The sequence below is a fragment of the Pantoea sp. YR525 genome (assembly GCF_900116775.1).
Lineage (GTDB): Bacteria > Pseudomonadota > Gammaproteobacteria > Enterobacterales > Enterobacteriaceae > Pantoea > Pantoea symbiotica.
This window is the reverse complement of record NZ_FPBU01000009.1, coordinates 252195-268820: the sequence shown is the minus strand read 5'-3', so window position 1 is coordinate 268820 and position 16626 is coordinate 252195. Positions and strand designations below refer to the sequence as shown.

Annotated in this window: 15 protein-coding genes; 7 read left to right on the top strand and 8 right to left on the bottom strand. The window is 55.3% G+C overall.

Features of this window, described 5'->3' with window-relative positions; translation table 11 throughout:
• Positions 1 to 109: 109 nt before the first annotated feature.
• Positions 110 to 1348 carry an MFS transporter gene (locus BM323_RS19400; protein WP_008106703.1) on the top strand — a complete coding sequence of 413 codons (1239 nt, stop codon included), beginning with the start codon at positions 110 to 112 and terminating at the stop codon, positions 1346 to 1348.
• 83 nt (positions 1349 to 1431) lie between these two features.
• Here the strand turns inward: BM323_RS19400 and yieH are convergent, their stop codons facing one another.
• Positions 1432 to 2094: a 6-phosphogluconate phosphatase gene (gene yieH, locus BM323_RS19395; protein ID WP_008105309.1), complete on the bottom strand. Its 663-nt coding sequence runs from the start codon at positions 2092 to 2094 to the stop codon at positions 1432 to 1434.
• 151 nt (positions 2095 to 2245) lie between these two features.
• Here yieH and BM323_RS19390 point away from each other — a divergent pair, with 151 nt between their 5' ends.
• The gene (locus tag BM323_RS19390; RefSeq protein WP_008105308.1) at positions 2246 to 3559 is read left to right on the top strand and encodes an NCS2 family permease; all 1314 of its coding nucleotides are present in this window, start codon (positions 2246 to 2248) and stop codon (positions 3557 to 3559) included.
• A 28-nt stretch (positions 3560 to 3587) separates the two neighbouring features.
• On the opposite strand, the gene BM323_RS19385 is transcribed toward BM323_RS19390, so the two are convergent.
• The gene (locus tag BM323_RS19385; RefSeq protein WP_008105307.1) at positions 3588 to 4334 is read right to left on the bottom strand and encodes a 4'-phosphopantetheinyl transferase family protein; all 747 of its coding nucleotides are present in this window, start codon (positions 4332 to 4334) and stop codon (positions 3588 to 3590) included.
• 295 nt (positions 4335 to 4629) lie between these two features.
• Between BM323_RS19385 and BM323_RS19380 the strand changes: the two genes are divergently transcribed.
• Positions 4630 to 5139, top strand: a complete 510-nt coding sequence (locus BM323_RS19380; protein ID WP_008105306.1) for a flavin reductase family protein — start codon at positions 4630 to 4632, stop codon at positions 5137 to 5139.
• Between the two features lie 46 nt (positions 5140 to 5185).
• On the opposite strand, the gene BM323_RS19375 is transcribed toward BM323_RS19380, so the two are convergent.
• The 6 genes from BM323_RS19375 to rpmH form a co-directional block, all read right to left on the bottom strand.
• Entirely contained in the window at positions 5186 to 5776 is a 591-nt protein-coding gene (locus BM323_RS19375) for a malonic semialdehyde reductase (protein WP_008105305.1), read from the bottom strand.
• Positions 5777 to 5982: 206 nt separating this feature from the next.
• Positions 5983 to 7347 carry a tRNA uridine-5-carboxymethylaminomethyl(34) synthesis GTPase MnmE gene (gene mnmE, locus BM323_RS19370; RefSeq protein WP_008105304.1) on the bottom strand — a complete coding sequence of 455 codons (1365 nt, stop codon included), beginning with the start codon at positions 7345 to 7347 and terminating at the stop codon, positions 5983 to 5985.
• An 84-nt stretch (positions 7348 to 7431) separates the two neighbouring features.
• Positions 7432 to 9078, bottom strand: a complete 1647-nt coding sequence (yidC, locus tag BM323_RS19365; RefSeq protein WP_008105303.1) for a membrane protein insertase YidC — start codon at positions 9076 to 9078, stop codon at positions 7432 to 7434.
• Positions 9079 to 9080: 2 nt separating this feature from the next.
• A complete protein-coding gene (gene yidD, locus BM323_RS19360; RefSeq protein ID WP_007893564.1) occupies positions 9081 to 9338 on the bottom strand; it encodes a membrane protein insertion efficiency factor YidD in 258 nt (85 codons plus the stop codon).
• Positions 9302 to 9661, bottom strand: coding sequence for a ribonuclease P protein component (gene rnpA, locus BM323_RS19355; protein WP_036648555.1), 360 nt, complete (start codon positions 9659 to 9661; stop codon positions 9302 to 9304). The genes yidD and rnpA overlap by 37 nt, the downstream gene beginning before the upstream one ends.
• Positions 9662 to 9675: 14 nt before the next feature.
• Positions 9676 to 9816: a 50S ribosomal protein L34 gene (rpmH, locus tag BM323_RS19350; RefSeq protein ID WP_003849659.1), complete on the bottom strand. Its 141-nt coding sequence runs from the start codon at positions 9814 to 9816 to the stop codon at positions 9676 to 9678.
• A 602-nt stretch (positions 9817 to 10418) separates the two neighbouring features.
• On the opposite strand from rpmH, the gene dnaA reads away from it, so the two are divergent.
• The 4 genes from dnaA to gyrB all read left to right on the top strand — a co-directional run bounded on the left by dnaA (position 10419) and on the right by gyrB (position 16610).
• Positions 10419 to 11825, top strand: a complete 1407-nt coding sequence (gene dnaA, locus BM323_RS19345) for a chromosomal replication initiator protein DnaA (protein ID WP_008105301.1) — start codon at positions 10419 to 10421, stop codon at positions 11823 to 11825.
• A 5-nt stretch (positions 11826 to 11830) separates the two neighbouring features.
• Positions 11831 to 12931, top strand: coding sequence for a DNA polymerase III subunit beta (gene dnaN / locus BM323_RS19340; protein WP_008105300.1), 1101 nt, complete (start codon positions 11831 to 11833; stop codon positions 12929 to 12931).
• A 167-nt stretch (positions 12932 to 13098) separates the two neighbouring features.
• Positions 13099 to 14184, top strand: a complete 1086-nt coding sequence (recF, locus tag BM323_RS19335; RefSeq protein ID WP_008105299.1) for a DNA replication/repair protein RecF — start codon at positions 13099 to 13101, stop codon at positions 14182 to 14184.
• A 17-nt stretch (positions 14185 to 14201) separates the two neighbouring features.
• Positions 14202 to 16610: a DNA topoisomerase (ATP-hydrolyzing) subunit B gene (gene gyrB, locus BM323_RS19330; protein WP_008105298.1), complete on the top strand. Its 2409-nt coding sequence runs from the start codon at positions 14202 to 14204 to the stop codon at positions 16608 to 16610.
• The last annotated feature ends 16 nt before the right edge of the window (positions 16611 to 16626 follow it).

Here is a 16626-nt window from a genome sequence, read left to right as displayed (position 1 = left end):
GGCGGCCCGTTGCCACTGTGGCTAACGGGCTGCCTGCTTAAATTCTGTCTGTTCTCGGCGATTCCCTCTCTTTATACTTGGCGCACTTTTTTCTGCCAGGTGCTGTTAAATGTCCTCACCAACTCCTAAAAAACAAGCCATTACACCGGCGAAAGCCATGGTGGCCGCGATCAGCGGCTACGCGATGGACGGATTCGATCTGCTGATTCTTGGTTTTATGCTGCCGGCGATCAGCGTCTCGCTGGCGCTCGATCCTTCTCAGGCCGGTTCGCTGGTCACCTGGACGCTGATCGGTGCAGTGATCGGCGGCATTGTGTTTGGTCACCTTAGCGATCGCTATGGCCGCATCCGCATTCTCACCGTCACCATTCTGGTGTTCTCGGTGTTCACCGGCCTGTGCGCGGTGGCGCAAGGCTATTGGGATCTGTTGGCGTACCGCACGCTGGCGGGTGTGGGGTTGGGTGGCGAATTCGGCATCGGCATGGCGCTGATTGCCGAAGCCTGGCCGAAAGAGAAGCGCAACCGCGCCTCGGCGTGGGTGGGAATTGGCTGGCAGCTCGGTGTGCTGTTGGCGGCCTTTATCACGCCGCCGCTGCTGAGCGTGATTGGCTGGCGCGGCATGTTCCTCGTCGGTTTGCTGCCAGCGCTGGTCTCTTTTGTCATCCGCCGCAGCATGGGCGAGCCGGAGAGCTTTACGCGTCACGTGGAGAAAACACCGCAGCTCTCCTTTGCCGCACGTCTTAAATTACTGTTTGCCGATCGTGCCACCAGCAAAGCCAGCCTGGGGATTTTCATTCTCTGCTCGGTGCAGAACTTTGGTTACTACGGATTGATGATCTGGATGCCGAGCTATCTGTCATCCAACTTCGGTTTCAGCCTGACCAAATCTGGTTTGTGGACCGCCGTCACGGTGGTGGGCATGACGTTCGGCATCTGGCTGTTTGGCGTGCTGGCCGATCGTTTCGCGCGCTGGAAAATCTTCCTGCTGTATCAGTTCGGCGCGGTGGTTATGGTGGTGGTGTATGCGCAGCTGCGCGATCCAACTGTGATGCTGTTTACCGGCGCGCTGATGGGGATGTTTGTAAACGGCATGATTGGCGGCTACGGCGCGCTGATTTCCGACACCTTCCCACCGCAGGCACGCGCGACGGCGCAGAACGTGTTGTTTAATTTGGGACGTGGCGTGGGCGGATTTGGTCCATTGGTGATTGGCCTGCTGGCGACCAATATCTCTTTCACTGCCGCGATTACGCTGCTGGCGCTGATTTATCTGCTGGATATCGCCGCCACGCTGTTCCTGCTGCCGAAGAAGCAGAGCAACGAGGATTCGTTAGGCGCGATTGGTTAAGTTTGTGGTCGCCATTAATGGCGACCCTACACCTGAATGAACGTAGGGTCGGCATTTATGCCGACCTGGCTGAATACCGCACCTTATTTTACCAAATCCCACCCACGCGCACGCCACAGATCCGGCAACTGCGCCATATCATCAAAGCGCGTCACTAGCGGATGATCTAATTCAGGATTGTGCGCATCGGCGCAGTAGTAAAACACCGGAATCCCGGCCGCGATCCCCGCGCGCGCGCCAGCCTCGGAATCATCCACCAGAATGCACTTCTCAATCGGCACCTGCATCTGCTCGGCGGCGTGATACATCAGCTCAGGATCTGGCTTCCAGTGATTAATGTCATAACCGCTATACAGCTTGCCATCGAGATACGGCAGCATGCCGGTCAATCCCAGCGAATGCTGCATCTTCTTCACCGTGCCGTTGGAAACCACGCACATCGGCACGTTGACACTTTCCACCAGCGCTTTGGCACCGGCAATCGGCTTTAAATCGAGATCAAACAATCTAGCTACTTCGGCACGATAGGCGGCTTCCACCTCTTCGAGCGGCAACTCAACCTGATGTTCTGCCGCCACATCGCGGATGATGTCGTAGAGCTTCACCCCTTTATACTGCTCAAACATCTGCTGCAGTGAGCGTTCAATACCGTAGCGGGCAAAGGTGTTGACGTAAGCTTGCGTACAGATCACTTCGCTGTCGACCAGCGTGCCGTCGCAATCAAAAAAAATACATTCAACCGACATCGCACATCATCCTTTTGTTAAACAATAAGCTGACACTCTAGCGCACTGAGCGCAGAAAGCGACCCTGAGCAACCGGTTGCGAAAAATCAGTGTTTTGCCGCGCTAAACTCTATAGGATACGCGGCGATAAATTTTTTAGCGGAACAGTGGAATGACTAATCAGGGCCTTTTGCAGCGCATCTTCAAACTGCAGGAACACGGAACCACGGTGCGCACCGAAGTGATTGCCGGTTGCACGACTTTCCTGACGATGGTGTACATCGTTTTCGTTAACCCACAAATTCTCGGTGTGGCGGGCATGGATACGCAGGCAGTGTTTGTTACTACCTGCTTGATTGCCGCGTTCGGCAGCATTCTGATGGGGCTGGTGGCGAATCTGCCGGTGGCGCTGGCGCCGGCGATGGGCCTGAACGCCTTCTTCGCCTTTGTGGTGGTCGGCGCCATGGGTTATTCCTGGCAGATTGGCATGGGCGCGATTTTCTGGGGCGCGTTGGGTCTGCTGATCCTCACGCTGCTGCGCGTGCGTTACTGGATGATTGCCAACATTCCGCTCAGCCTGCGCGTGGGTATCACCGCTGGTATCGGCCTGTTCATCGCCATGATGGGGCTGAAAAACGCCGGTATCATCGTGCCAAACGCCGATACCATCGTTGCCGTTGGCAATCTGACCTCGCACAGCGTGCTGCTTGGGGCGCTCGGTTTCTTCATCATCGCGATTCTGGCTTCACGCAATATCCATGCGGCGGTGCTGGTATCGATTGTGGTGACGACCGCGCTGGGCCTGATGATTGGCGATGTGAAATTCAGCGGCGTGTTCGCGGCGCCGCCTGCGATCACTTCCGTTGTCGGCCAGGTCGACATCAAAGGCGCGTTCAACATCGGGATGGCTGGTGTGATCTTCTCATTTATGCTGGTCAATCTGTTCGACTCATCCGGCACGCTGATTGGCGTAACCGATAAAGCCGGGCTGACCGACGAGAAAGGCACGTTCCCGCGCATGAAGCAGGCGCTGTACGTTGATAGCATCAGTTCGGTGACTGGTTCGTTGATTGGTACCTCATCGGTGACCGCCTACATTGAAAGCTCGTCCGGCGTGGCGATCGGCGGTCGCACCGGCCTGATGGCGGTGATTACCGGAATTCTGTTCCTGCTGGTGATGTTCCTATCACCGCTGGCGGCGATGGTGCCTTCTTATGCGGCGGCGGGTGCACTGATTTACGTTGGCGTATTGATGACGGCGTCGCTGTCACGCGTGCAGTGGGACGATCTCACCGAAGCGGTGCCAGCGTTCGTTACTGCGGCGATGATGCCTTTCAGCTTCTCGATTACCGAAGGTATCGCGCTGGGCTTTATCTCTTACTGCGTGATGAAGTTGGGAACCGGCCGCTGGCGTGAAATCAGCCCGTGTGTGGTGGTTGTTGCGCTGCTGTTCGTACTGAAAATCGTCTTTATTGACGCTCACTAAATAGCAAAGGCCGCTGATGCGGCCTTTTTTACGGATGTCCCATCTCATGCGGCGTGACCAAACTGGTCAGGCGCAAGGTACGCGGCCCGATATTGGGTTTGCTCATCTCGACATCGCGCAGCGCTTGCCACTGCTGCGCGCCATCAATCTCCCACAAGTGTAAGCGCTCGGTGCCGGGCGACAGCGCGCACGACCACACCAGCGTCGGCTCAGCATCACACACCGCCTGAATATCGGGGAACACGGTGGAACGCAGCCGACCAGCCGCAGGATGCAAACGCAGTGAATCAATACCGCTATCGGTTTCGCCGGTGAGCTTGAGAATGCTTTGACGCAGCGTCCAGATTTGCGTCAGCGCTTCCATGAAATCCTGCTGCGCGTTGATCCAGGCCTTTTCGCCGGAGGAGAGATCCTGCGTCAGCATGTCCTGCGTTTGACGGCTGTGCGCGCGCACAATTTCCATATCCAATCCGGCGCGACCGCCTTCTTCGGCCAGCAGCACACCGATGGTGTTTCCAGCGTAGGAAATGCTGAAGTCGGGCAGGTTGGCATCGGCAAAGCAGGGGCGTCCGCTGCTGGAGGTCGTCAGCGCGGGGAGTTCGCGAATGCCGTAAACGCGTAACATCAGTTGCGCCAGCAGTTCGCGCGCGGCTAGAAAGCGTCCGCGACGCTTGTCAGCGAAGCGCTGAGCGCTGTTTATCACTTCCTGTGGCACCCGCATATTCCCGGAAGAAAAGGGCGGATTACCTATCCAACGTACAAAATGACTAGCCATCTGTCGCTCCGTGAAAATGGTCGAATAATCATCAGTGCTATTGTAAGAATTTTCTCATGGGTTTGCATCCGGCTTAAGATGGAATAGGCGATATTTCAGATAAGGACGAAGCCAGGCGGCAATCCCATTTGGCAACTTTGCATAGAACGCTTTTGCAGATTCGTGTCTCAACGGATGCCGAACGGCCTGATGTGGTGTAGGATTTGGACAGTAAAAAGGCACAGTGAAGTGCGCTAACCAATTCATTCATCTGCCAATCGTGCGCATCTTAGAAGCATGCACGTCGGAGTTTTCTATGTCAGTTACCGCTATTTCTCGCCAGGAATCGATCTCGCTTGATGAGTTTCGTCACGGCATGCGTCGCTTAACCGCGGGTGTTTCTCTGGTTACCACCGAATTTCAGAGCGAAAAGCTGGGGCTGATTGCGACGTCGGTCAGTTCGCTGGCGGCTGAGCCACCAAGTTTGCTGGTGTGCGTCAATCGCAGCGCATCCAGCCATGATGCCTTTATCGCCGCCGGCCATTTTGCCGTTAACGTGCTGCGTGAACAGCATGACGATTTATGTGCCCAGTTCAGCCAATCCTCACGCCGCGACGAGCGCTTTCAAAGTGGTACGTGGCAGACATTAAATACCGGCGCGCCGATTTTAGCTGATGCGCTGGTGAGCTTTGATTGTCAGCTGGAGAAGGTGGTCGAGTGGAACACGCACAGCGTGCTGCTGGCGCGTATCGTGGGGATCGCTCTGCCTGGTGAAGCGGCAGAGCCGATGATCTACTTCAACAGCGGCTTCCATTCACTGGGATAACCGCTTAAAACCGGCGTCGTGGACTCAGCCCGACGCCTTTTCTCAATCAGGCAAAGGTGCTGGCTTCATCAAAGCCCAGACGCGGCAGACGCGCGTGCAGTTTGCTGGCTTCGCCATAGCCGAGATTGATCAGTAAGTTCACCTGCCATTTGCTCTCGCTGAAGAACGCATCGTTCACTTTTGACGGATCGAAACCGGACATCGGGCCCGCATCCAGGCCCAGCGAACGCGCGGCCAGAATCAAATAACCTGCTTGCAAGCTGCTGTTACGGAACGCGGTTTCTTTCGCCAGATCCGGGCTGCTGGTAAACCAGCTGCGCGCATCACCGTGCGGGAACAGCTTTGGCAGCGCTTCGTAGAATTCAGGATCCCACGCCACGATCACCGTTACCGGTGCGGCCATGGTTTTATCGACGTTGCCCGATGAGAGCGCGGGTTTCAGCTTCTCTTTGCCTTCCTGCGAGGTCACAAATACAAAACGGCCTGGCGAGCAGTTAGCGGAGGTTGGGCCCAGCGCGGTCAGGTTATAGAGCTGCTTCAATACGTCCTGCGAAACCGGGTTGTCCTGCCAATAGCTGTGGGTGCGGGCTTCATTGAACAGCGCGTTCAGCGCCACGCTGTCGAGCGTTGTACTCATGTTTCTCTCCTGTTCAGGCAGCAACTTGCGCCCAATATTTAGCATGAATAATGAATGTACCCAGCAGGACCTTTTCGCCGGGCAGTGATCGTTATACTGCAAAGGCGTTGGGGAGCCAAATAACAAAGACGCATGATTAACGGGATTGCGCACCCTACACTAGAGCGCCGTAGGGTCGCCATTCATAGCGACCACGTAACAGGTCATTACTTACCAATACAGAAACTGGAGAAGATTCTGCCCAGCAGATCGTCGGAGGTGAATTCGCCGGTGATTTCGCTCAGCGCCTGCTGCGCTAAGCGTAACTCTTCTGCCAGTAATTCGCCGGCCCACGCGCCTAACAGTTGATGCTTGCCTTGCTGTAAATGCGTTGCGGCTAACTCCAGCGCTTGCAGATGGCGACGTCGGGCGAGGAATCCGCCTTCCATGTTGCCGGCAAATCCCATGCTCTGTTTCAGGTGATCGCGTAGCGCTTCCACACCTTCACCGGTGCGCGCCGAGAGACGAATCAGTGAGTGACCGTTCACTTCAGTGAGGCCCAGTACTTCGCCGGTCATATCCGCTTTGTTGCGCACCACGGTAATCGGCAGCGCTTCCGGCAGACGCGCAACAAAATCCGGCCAGATCGCGGCGGCTTCGGTCGCGTCAGTGGTGGTGCCATCGACCATAAACAGCACGCGGTCGGCCTGTTCGATCTCCTGCCATGCGCGTTCAATACCAATGCGCTCAACTTCGTCACTGGCTTCACGCAAACCGGCGGTATCGATGATGTGCAGCGGCATGCCGTCGATGTGGATATGCTCGCGCAGGACGTCGCGCGTGGTGCCAGCGATATCGGTGACGATAGCCGCTTCGCGTCCGGCTAAGGCATTCAGCAGGCTCGATTTACCGGCATTGGGACGACCGGCAATCACCACTTTCATCCCTTCGCGCAGCAGGCTGCCCTGACGCGCTTCGGCACGCACGCCATCAAGGTCGCCGATCACCACATTGAGCTGGGCTTCAATTTTGCCGTCGGAAAGGAAATCGATCTCTTCATCCGGGAAGTCGATAGCTGCTTCCACATAGATGCGCAGGTGAGTAAGTGCTTCCACAAGCGCGTTAATCCGCAGGGAAAAAGCGCCCTGCAACGAGTTCACCGCCGAGCGGGCGGCTTGCTCTGAGCTGGCATCGATCAGATCGGCAATCGCTTCGGCTTGCGCTAAATCGAGCTTGTCGTTGAGGAAGGCGCGTTCCGAGAATTCGCCTGGTTGGGCAATACGCAAGCCGGGCAGCGCCACGATGCGTTTCAGCAGCAGGTCAAGAATCACCGGGCCGCCGTGGCCTTGCAGCTCCAGCACATCTTCACCGGTAAAGGAGTTCGGGCCAGGAAACCATAGCGCAATGCCCTGATCGAGCACGCTGCCATCGGCATCAGTAAAGGGCAGATAGTCGGCATAGCGCGGTTTTGGCAGCTTGCCGAGCACGGCTTGCGCCACCTCAGCGGCTTTGGCGCCGGAGATACGCAGAATGCCGACGCCGCCGCGGCCGGGAGGCGTCGCCTGGGCAACGATAGTGTCGCTGTGGCTCATGATTCACCTTTTCTCGAAACAAAAAAACAGGGCGACATAAATGCCGCCCCTTAATTATACGCTGCTGCTGGTTGCAGTCAGACGTTACGCTTTCTTCTTGTCGCGGCTATGCAGACCACGTTTTTCCAGGCCGCGATAAATCAGCTGCTGCTGGAGAATGGTAACCAGGTTGCTGACGATGTAGTACAGCACCAGACCTGATGGGAACCACAGGAAGAACACGGTAAAGATAACCGGCATGTAGGTCATGATCTTCTGCTGCATCGGATCGGTCACGGTGGTCGGTGACATCTTCTGAATGAAGAACATGGTGATACCCATGATGATCGGCAGAATGTAGTACGGGTCCTGCGCTGACAGGTCATGAATCCACAGAATAAACGGCGCATGACGCAGTTCAACCGAGCCTGACAGCATGTAGTACAAGGCCAGGAAGATTGGCATCTGGATAACCAGTGGCAGACAACCGCCCAGCGGGTTCACTTTCTCCGCCTTATACAGCGCCATCATTTCCTGGCTCTGCTTCTGCTTATCATCGCCCAGACGTTCACGCATCGCCTGAATCTTCGGCTGCAGCATACGCATCTTCGCCATCGAGGTGTACTGCGCTTTGGTCAGCGGGTACATGATGCCACGCACGATGAAGGTGATAACGATAATGGAGAAGCCCCAGTTACCGATGAAGCTGTGGATGAACTTCAGCAGCTTAAACAGCGGCTGAGAGATGAACCACAACCAGCCGTAATCCACGGTCAGATCCAGGTGCGGCGCGATGGCTGCCATCTGGTCCTGAATTTCCGGGCCGACCCACAGCGTTGCGCCGAGATCTTGCTGTGCGCCTGCGCCAACGGTAACCGGTGCAGATTTGTAGCCAATTGCCGCGATGCCATTGCCGAGGTTAGTGGTGTACAGCGTGTTGTTACCCTGCGTACGTGGCACCCAGGCGGTAGCAAAGTACTGCTGCAGCATCGCCACCCAACCATTGCTGGTGGTGGTGTTCAGGTTCTCGTTATCCGCGATGGTGTCGAATTTATATTTTTCGTATTTCGCATCGCTGGTTGAGTACGCTGCGCCACGGAAGGTGTGCAGAGCAAAGTTATTGCTGCCGGTATCGCGGTGCTTAGGCACGTCGATGGTCTGCTTCAGCTGACCAAACATCGACACTTCCAGCGGCTGCTGAGTGGTGTTGTTAATGTTGTAGTCAACGTTTACCGCATACTCACCGCGCTTGAAGACGAACGTCTTGGTGTAAACCACGCCGTTTTCACCGGTCCAGGTCAGCGGCACGCGCAGTTCGCTCTGGCCATCAGCCATGACGAAGCTATCTTGCGAAGTGGTATACAGCGGACGTGCGCCATTGTTCGGGTTATCCGGACCGTTACGGCCAGTTAAGCCGCTCTGCGCCTGATAAACGAAGGCAGGTGTGGTTTCAAGCAGCTGGAACGGTGCGTCTGAACCCAGTTTGTCCGGGTAAGTCAGCAGCTGAGCCTGCTCAATATCGCCACCACGCGTATTGATGTTGAGTGACAGGACATCTGTCTTAACGGTGATCGTTTTGCCCTGTCCGCTAGCCGGCACGCCGGAAGTGGCGGCATCACCCGCTGCGCTGCTTGTGTTTTGCGTGGTCTGGGTTTGCTGTGGCTGCGGAGCGTGGTCCGTCTGCCAGGCTTGCCAGATCATAAAAGACACGAACAGAAAAGCGATGAGAAAGAGATTGCGTTGCGAATCCATCGTTAATGTTCTCTGGTATCAAAGGTTTTTGGCGGCACAGGATCGTCACCACCCGGGTTCAAAGGGTGGCATTTTAATACGCGTTTTATCGTCAACCAACTGCCTTTTACAACGCCAAAGCGGCGTAAGGCCTCAATCCCATACTGCGAACAGGTGGGATGGAACCGGCAATGAGGTCCCAGCAGTGGGCTGATGGCGCGTTGATAAACGCGTATCAGGGCAATCAGGAGCCGCGAGCCAGGCGACAGTGACGACGCCATAGTTTCTCCAACGCTTCCGTCAGCGCACGGTTATCCAGGTCAGCAATCCCTTTTTTAGCCACGATCACAAAATCCATCGCAGGGAGCTCATGTTGACGCAGACGAAAGCTTTCGCGGGTCAATCGCTTGATCCGGTTGCGTTCATGGGCACGTTTTACATGTTTTTTTGCGACGGTGAGACCGATGCGGGGATGCCCCAGCGCGTTAAGTCGGCCGAGTATGGTGATTTGCGGCGTACCGGCTCGTTGTGGCTGCTGGAAGACGAAAGTGAAATGAGTGGGAGTTAACAAACGTAACTCCCTGGGAAATGCGAGCTTAACCACGAGGGTTAGCTTTATTACTTAGAAACGGTCAGACGAGAACGGCCTTTAGCACGACGACGTGCCAGAACCTGACGACCATTTTTTGTTGCCATACGAGCACGGAAACCGTGTGAACGGTTGCGCTTCAGTACGGACGGTTGAAAAGTGCGTTTCATGGCGATTTCTACCTAAACTTGAAAATTTTCACTGGGTGACGCGTTTTCGGGCCAGTAAATCGACCAACGCCTCAATGTGTCTTTAATAAAGAGGCGGGATTGTAATAATTGTACAGTCCAGAGTCAATTTACTTCGCTGGTCGCGGCACCTGGAAACCCAGATACAGCCCGCTGATTCCGGGCATCAAGGCTTCACGCAATAATGCCGGGTGGGGAATTATACGGGCTGTGGGTTAAAGCGCAAGGATCGCGCAGGATCTTCTTGCGATCAATTTGCAGATTTGTTGCGCAGAAACGAGAGCTCGCCAGAAAAATTACCGCTTTCAGCCACATTAACGCTGGCTTTTTTCGCAGAAAGCGTAAACTCATTATCGCTTCAGCAGCCTGTGGATAAATTGGATCAAAACTGTGTAGAAAGGGAAGATCTCTGTGCGGCTTTACGTTATGATCCGCCCTTCCGCTGACGATCCTCACTGCGATCGCCGGGGAAGACTACCGCGAATAGCGGTCGCAGGCGCTTTCCAACCGTCTGTGTCTAAAAATTACGTTTCTATTTATTAGCGCCTAAAATTCTTATCGATTTTGTACGAGTGGAGTCCGCCGTGTCACTTACGCTTTGGCAACAGTGTCTTGCCCGTTTGCAGGATGAGCTTCCTGCCACCGAATTCAGCATGTGGATTCGTCCGCTGCAAGCTGAATTGAACGACAATACGCTGACCTTGTATGCACCAAATCGGTTTGTACTCGACTGGGTTAGAGATAAATATCTCAATAGTATCAATGGGCTGCTGAACGAATTCTGCGGTGCAAATGTGCCGTTACTGCGTTTCGAAGTCGGCACGCGTCCTGCCGCACAGGTGACAACCAGCCAACCGGCGATGGCCACTTCCAGTTACAGCGCACCTGCACCGATTGAAAATCGTCCCGCGCCGACGCAAATCCTGCGTCCAAGCTGGGATTCGGTGCCTGCGCCGGCGGATGTCACTTACCGCTCCAACGTGAATAACCGTCATAACTTCGACAACTTCGTTGAAGGTAAATCGAACCAGCTGGCGCGCGCGGCGGCACGTCAGGTGGCGGATAATCCTGGCGGCGCTTATAACCCACTGTTCCTTTATGGCGGCACCGGCCTGGGTAAAACTCACCTGTTGCACGCGGTGGGTAACGGCATTATTGCGCGCAAGCCCAATGCCAAAGTGGTGTACATGCACTCTGAGCGTTTTGTGCAGGACATGGTTAAAGCCTTGCAGAACAACGCCATCGAAGAGTTTAAGCGTTACTACCGCTCGGTTGATGCGCTGCTGATCGATGACATTCAATTCTTTGCCAATAAAGAGCGCTCGCAGGAAGAGTTCTTCCATACCTTCAACGCGCTGCTGGAAGGTAATCAACAGATCATCCTGACCTCGGATCGCTATCCAAAAGAGATCAACGGCGTAGAAGATCGCCTGAAATCACGTTTTGGCTGGGGATTAACCGTGGCGATCGAGCCGCCTGAGCTGGAGACGCGCGTCGCGATCCTGATGAAGAAAGCCGATGAAAACGATATTCGCCTGCCGGGTGAAGTTGCCTTCTTTATTGCTAAGCGTTTGCGTTCCAATGTTCGCGAGCTGGAAGGCGCGTTGAACCGCGTAATTGCCAACGCGAACTTTACCGGCCGCGCCATTACTATCGATTTCGTGCGCGAAGCGCTGCGCGATCTGCTGGCGCTGCAGGAAAAGCTGGTCACTATTGATAATATTCAGAAAACGGTGGCCGAGTATTACAAAATTAAAGTGGCGGATTTGCTGTCGAAACGCCGTTCGCGTTCGGTAGCGCGTCCGCGCCAGATGGCGATGGCGATGGCGAAAGAGCTCACCAACCACAGCTTGCCGGAGATTGGCGATGCGTTTGGTGGCCGCGACCATACCACCGTGCTTCACGCTTGCCGTAAAATCGAGCAGCTGCGTGAAGAGAGCCACGACATCAAAGAAGATTTCTCTAACCTCATTCGAACACTATCTTCCTGACGCATATGAAATTTATTGTAGAACGTGAGCAGTTACTGAAGCCACTGCAACAGGTTAGCGGTCCACTTGGCGGACGCCCGACGCTGCCGATCCTGGGAAATTTACTGCTGCAGGTTAGCGAAGGCTCGCTGCGCTTGACCGGTACCGATCTGGAAATGGAAATGGTAGCCCGTGTTGCGCTGACGCAGCCACACGAGCCGGGCGCGACCACGGTTCCCGCGCGTAAATTCCTCGATATTTGTCGCGGTTTGCCGGAAGGCGCTGAGATCAGCCTGACGCTGGAAGGCGACAGAATGCTGGTGCGCTCTGGCCGCAGCCGTTTCTCGCTGTCAACGTTGCCCGCCAGCGACTTCCCGAATCTTGATGACTGGCAAAGCGAGGTGGAATTCACCTTGCCGCAGGCGACGTTGAAACGCCTGATCGAAGCCACGCAGTTCTCAATGGCGCATCAGGATGTGCGTTATTACCTCAACGGTATGCTGTTTGAAACTGAAGGCGAAGAGTTGCGTACCGTCGCTACTGATGGTCACCGCCTTGCGGTGTGCTCAATGCCGATTGGTCAGGCGCTGCCGAACCATTCGGTGATCGTGCCGCGTAAAGGTGTGATTGAGCTGATGCGCTTGCTCGATGGCGGCGAAACGCCATTGCAGGTGCAAATCGGTAGCAGCAACATCCGCGCACACGTGGGCGACTTCATCTTTACGTCGAAGCTGGTTGATGGCCGTTTCCCGGATTATCGCCGCGTATTGCCGAAGAACCCGGATAAAGCGCTGGAAGCTGGTTGTGATATTTTGAAGCAGGCGTTTGCGCGTGCGGCGATTCTCTCGAATGAGAAATTCCGCGGCGTTCGCATCTATATCACCGAAAATCAGCTCAAGATCACAGCGAACAACCCAGAGCAGGAAGAAGCGGAAGAGATGCTGGATGTCTCCTACAACGGCACCGATCTGGAGATCGGTTTCAACGTCAGCTATGTGCTGGATGTGTTGAATGCGCTGAAGTGCGAGAACGTGCGTTTGCTGCTGACCGATGGCGTTTCAAGCGTGCAGATTGAAGATGTTGCCAGTCCGGCTGCAGCCTACGTCGTCATGCCAATGCGTTTATAAATATCGGCCTGGCTTACTTGCCATTCTGGTCCCGGGCAGTGCTCGCCCTTGGTCACATACTTCAGTATGCTCCCAAGTTCTGCGCGCTGGCCGTAACCAGACTGGCTGCGCCGCCGACGGCCTGGATCTCAAATGTTAGGTAAAATCCCCCTCTCGCTGGATTCGTTATGGCTTTAACCCGCCTCCTGATTAAAGATTTTCGCAACATCGAGCAGGCCGATCTGGCTTTGGCGCCGGGCTTTAATTTCCTGGTCGGTGCCAACGGCAGCGGCAAAACCAGCGTGCTGGAGGCGATTTACACGCTGGGACACGGTCGCGCGTTTCGCAGTTTGCAAGCGGGCCGCGTGATTCGTCACGATCAGGACGCCTTTGTGCTGCACGGTCGCATCGAAGGCAGCGAACGAGAATTGTCGGTCGGTTTGACCAAGAATCGTGCTGGCGACAGCAAAGTGCGAATTGATGGCAGCGATGGTCACAAAGTGGCGGAGCTGGCGCAGCTGCTGCCGATGCAGCTGATTACGCCGGAAGGTTTTACCCTGCTCAATGGCGGTCCAAAATACCGTCGCGCCTACATCGATTGGGGCTGTTTTCACGCCTCGCCCGGTTTTTTCCATGCCTGGAGCAATTTGCGTCGTCTGCTAAAACAACGCAATGCGGCGCTGCGTCAGGTTTCGCGCTACAGCCAGATTCGTCCGTGGGATCAGGAACTGGTGCCGCTGGCCGAGCAGATAAGCCAATGGCGTGCCGAATACAGCGCGGCGATTTCCCGCGAGATCATCGCCACCTGCGGCCAGTTTTTACCGGAGTTTGAGTTGGCGTTCTCTTTCCAGCGCGGCTGGGATAAAGAGAGCGATTACGCCGAACTGCTGGAGCGCAATTTCGAGCGCGACCGCGCGCTCACGTACACCGCCAGCGGCCCGCATAAAGCCGATTTTCGTATTCGTGCCGAGGGCACGCCGGTGGAAGATTTACTCTCACGCGGCCAATTAAAACTGCTGATGTGTGCGCTGCGCTTAGCGCAGGGCGAATACCTGACGCGCAGCAGCGGAAGACGCTGTTTGTATTTGATTGATGACTTTGCCTCAGAGCTGGATGACACCCGTCGTCGGCTGTTAGCTGAACGCCTAAAAGCCACGCAGGCTCAAGTATTTGTCAGCGCCATTGGTGTCGAGCATGTAATCGACATGAGTGATGAAAAGGGCAAGATGTTCCGCGTGGAACAGGGTAAAATAGTGGTTCAACCTGAAGATTAAATGAGCGAGAAACGTTGATGTCGAATTCTTATGACTCCTCAAGTATCAAAGTCCTGAAAGGGCTTGATGCGGTACGCAAACGCCCGGGCATGTACATCGGCGATACGGATGACGGCACCGGTCTGCATCACATGGTATTCGAAGTCGTGGATAACGCAATCGACGAAGCGCTCGCCGGTCACTGTAGTGACATTACCGTTACTATTCATGCAGATAACTCTGTCTCAGTGCAAGATGATGGCCGTGGTATTCCTACCGGCATTCACCCGGAAGAGGGCGTCTCTGCTGCTGAAGTGATCATGACCGTCCTGCACGCCGGCGGTAAATTTGATGATAACTCGTATAAAGTTTCCGGTGGTCTGCACGGCGTTGGCGTTTCCGTCGTAAATGCCCTGTCGCAGAAGCTGGAGCTGACCATTCGCCGTGAAGGTAAAGTGCATCAGCAGGTTTATCAGCACGGCGTGCCGCAGGCACCGCTGGCGGTCTCCGGTGACACCGATGCAACCGGTACTCGCGTGCGTTTCTGGCCGAGCTACGAAACCTTCACCAACGTGATTGAGTTTGAGTACGAAATCCTGGCGAAACGCCTGCGTGAACTGTCGTTCCTCAACTCTGGCGTCTCGATTCGTCTGGAAGACAAGCGCGACGGCAAGAACGATCACTTCCACTACGAAGGCGGCATCAAGGCGTTTGTTGAGTATCTCAACAAGAACAAAACCCCAATTCATCCAACGGTGTTCTACTTCTCGACTGAGAAAGATGGCATCGGCGTGGAAGTGGCGCTGCAGTGGAACGATGGTTTCCAGGAAAACATCTACTGCTTCACCAACAACATTCCACAGCGCGACGGCGGTACGCATCTGGCCGGCTTCCGTGCGGCAATGACGCGTACGCTAAACGCCTACATGGACAAAGAAGGCTACAGCAAAAAAGCCAAAGTCAGCGCGACCGGTGACGATGCGCGTGAAGGCCTGATTGCTGTAGTTTCCGTGAAAGTGCCGGATCCGAAATTCTCTTCTCAGACCAAAGATAAGCTGGTCTCTTCAGAGGTGAAATCGGCGGTTGAGCAGCAGATGAACGAACTGCTGGCGGAATACCTGCTGGAGAACCCGTCTGACGCGAAAATCGTGGTCGGCAAAATCATCGATGCGGCGCGTGCGCGTGAAGCTGCCCGTCGTGCACGTGAAATGACTCGCCGTAAAGGCGCGCTGGATTTGGCCGGACTGCCGGGCAAACTGGCCGACTGTCAGGAACGCGATCCGGCGCTGTCTGAAATCTACCTTGTGGAAGGGGACTCAGCGGGCGGCTCAGCAAAACAGGGCCGTAACCGTAAGAACCAGGCGATTCTGCCGTTGAAAGGTAAAATCCTCAACGTAGAGAAAGCGCGTTTCGACAAGATGCTCGCTTCACAGGAAGTTGCCACGCTGATCACCGCGCTGGGCTGTGGTATCGGCCGTGATGAATACAATCCGGACAAACTGCGTTATCACAGCATCATCATCATGACCGATGCGGACGTCGACGGCTCGCACATTCGTACGCTGCTGTTGACCTTCTTCTACCGTCAGATGCCAGAAATCGTCGAACGTGGTCACGTCTACATTGCTCAGCCGCCACTGTACAAAGTGAAGAAAGGCAAGCAGGAACAGTACATTAAAGACGATGAAGCGATGGATCAGTATCAGATTTCTATCGCACTCGACGGCGCTACGCTGCACACCAACGCCAGCGCACCGGCATTGGGTGGTCAGCCGCTGGAAACGCTGGTGGCTGATTTCAACGGCACGCAGCGCATGATCAAACGTATGGAGCGCCGTTTCCCTACGGCTCTGCTACGCGGCCTGATCTACCATCCAACCTTAAGCGACCTCAGCAATGAAGCCGACGTTAAGGGCTGGATTGACGGTTTAGTGGCCTATTTAACCGAGCGTGAAGCGCACGGCAGCAGCTACCTGGCGCACGTCCGCGCTAACCATGAGCAGAACCTGTTTGAACCGGTGCTGCGTGTGCGTACGCACGGCGTGGATACTGATTATCCGCTGGATAGCGAGTTCATCGATGGACCGGAATACCGCAAAATCTGTGCGCTGGGCGAACAGCTGCGTGGCCTGATCGAAGAAGATGCTTATATCGAACGTGGCGAACGTCGTCAGCCGGTCACCAGCTTCGAGCAGGCGATTGAGTGGCTGGTGAAAGAGTCACGTCGCGGTCTGTCAGTGCAGCGTTATAAAGGTTTGGGTGAGATGAACCCAGAGCAGCTGTGGGAAACCACCATGGATCCAGATAGCCGCCGCATGTTGCGCGTGACCATCAAGGATGCGATTGCTGCCGATCAGCTGTTCACCACCTTGATGGGCGATGCGGTTGAACCGCGTCGCGCCTTCATTGAAGAGAATGCGCTGAAAGCCGCCAACATCGATATCTAATCGACACAGCAAAACG

Excerpts from the sequence above, each read along its gene's own strand:
- mnmE (WP_008105304.1), bottom strand. The coding sequence starts at position 7,347 with ATGAGCCACAGCGACACTATCGTTGCCCAGGCGACGCCTCCCGGCCGC.
- BM323_RS19385 (WP_008105307.1), bottom strand. The coding sequence starts at position 4,334 with ATGGCTAGTCATTTTGTACGTTGGATAGGTAATCCGCCCTTTTCTTCC.
- BM323_RS19390 (WP_008105308.1), top strand. The coding sequence starts at position 2,246 with ATGACTAATCAGGGCCTTTTGCAGCGCATCTTCAAACTGCAGGAACAC.
- BM323_RS19375 (WP_008105305.1), bottom strand. The coding sequence starts at position 5,776 with ATGAGTACAACGCTCGACAGCGTGGCGCTGAACGCGCTGTTCAATGAA.
- BM323_RS19400 (WP_008106703.1), top strand. The coding sequence starts at position 110 with ATGTCCTCACCAACTCCTAAAAAACAAGCCATTACACCGGCGAAAGCC.
- rpmH (WP_003849659.1), bottom strand. The coding sequence starts at position 9,816 with ATGAAACGCACTTTTCAACCGTCCGTACTGAAGCGCAACCGTTCACAC.
- yidC (WP_008105303.1), bottom strand. The coding sequence starts at position 9,078 with ATGGATTCGCAACGCAATCTCTTTCTCATCGCTTTTCTGTTCGTGTCT.
- yidD (WP_007893564.1), bottom strand. The coding sequence starts at position 9,338 with ATGGCGTCGTCACTGTCGCCTGGCTCGCGGCTCCTGATTGCCCTGATA.
- yieH (WP_008105309.1), bottom strand. The coding sequence starts at position 2,094 with ATGTCGGTTGAATGTATTTTTTTTGATTGCGACGGCACGCTGGTCGAC.
- gyrB (WP_008105298.1), top strand. The coding sequence starts at position 14,202 with ATGTCGAATTCTTATGACTCCTCAAGTATCAAAGTCCTGAAAGGGCTT.
- dnaN (WP_008105300.1), top strand. The coding sequence starts at position 11,831 with ATGAAATTTATTGTAGAACGTGAGCAGTTACTGAAGCCACTGCAACAG.
- BM323_RS19380 (WP_008105306.1), top strand. The coding sequence starts at position 4,630 with ATGTCAGTTACCGCTATTTCTCGCCAGGAATCGATCTCGCTTGATGAG.
- recF (WP_008105299.1), top strand. The coding sequence starts at position 13,099 with ATGGCTTTAACCCGCCTCCTGATTAAAGATTTTCGCAACATCGAGCAG.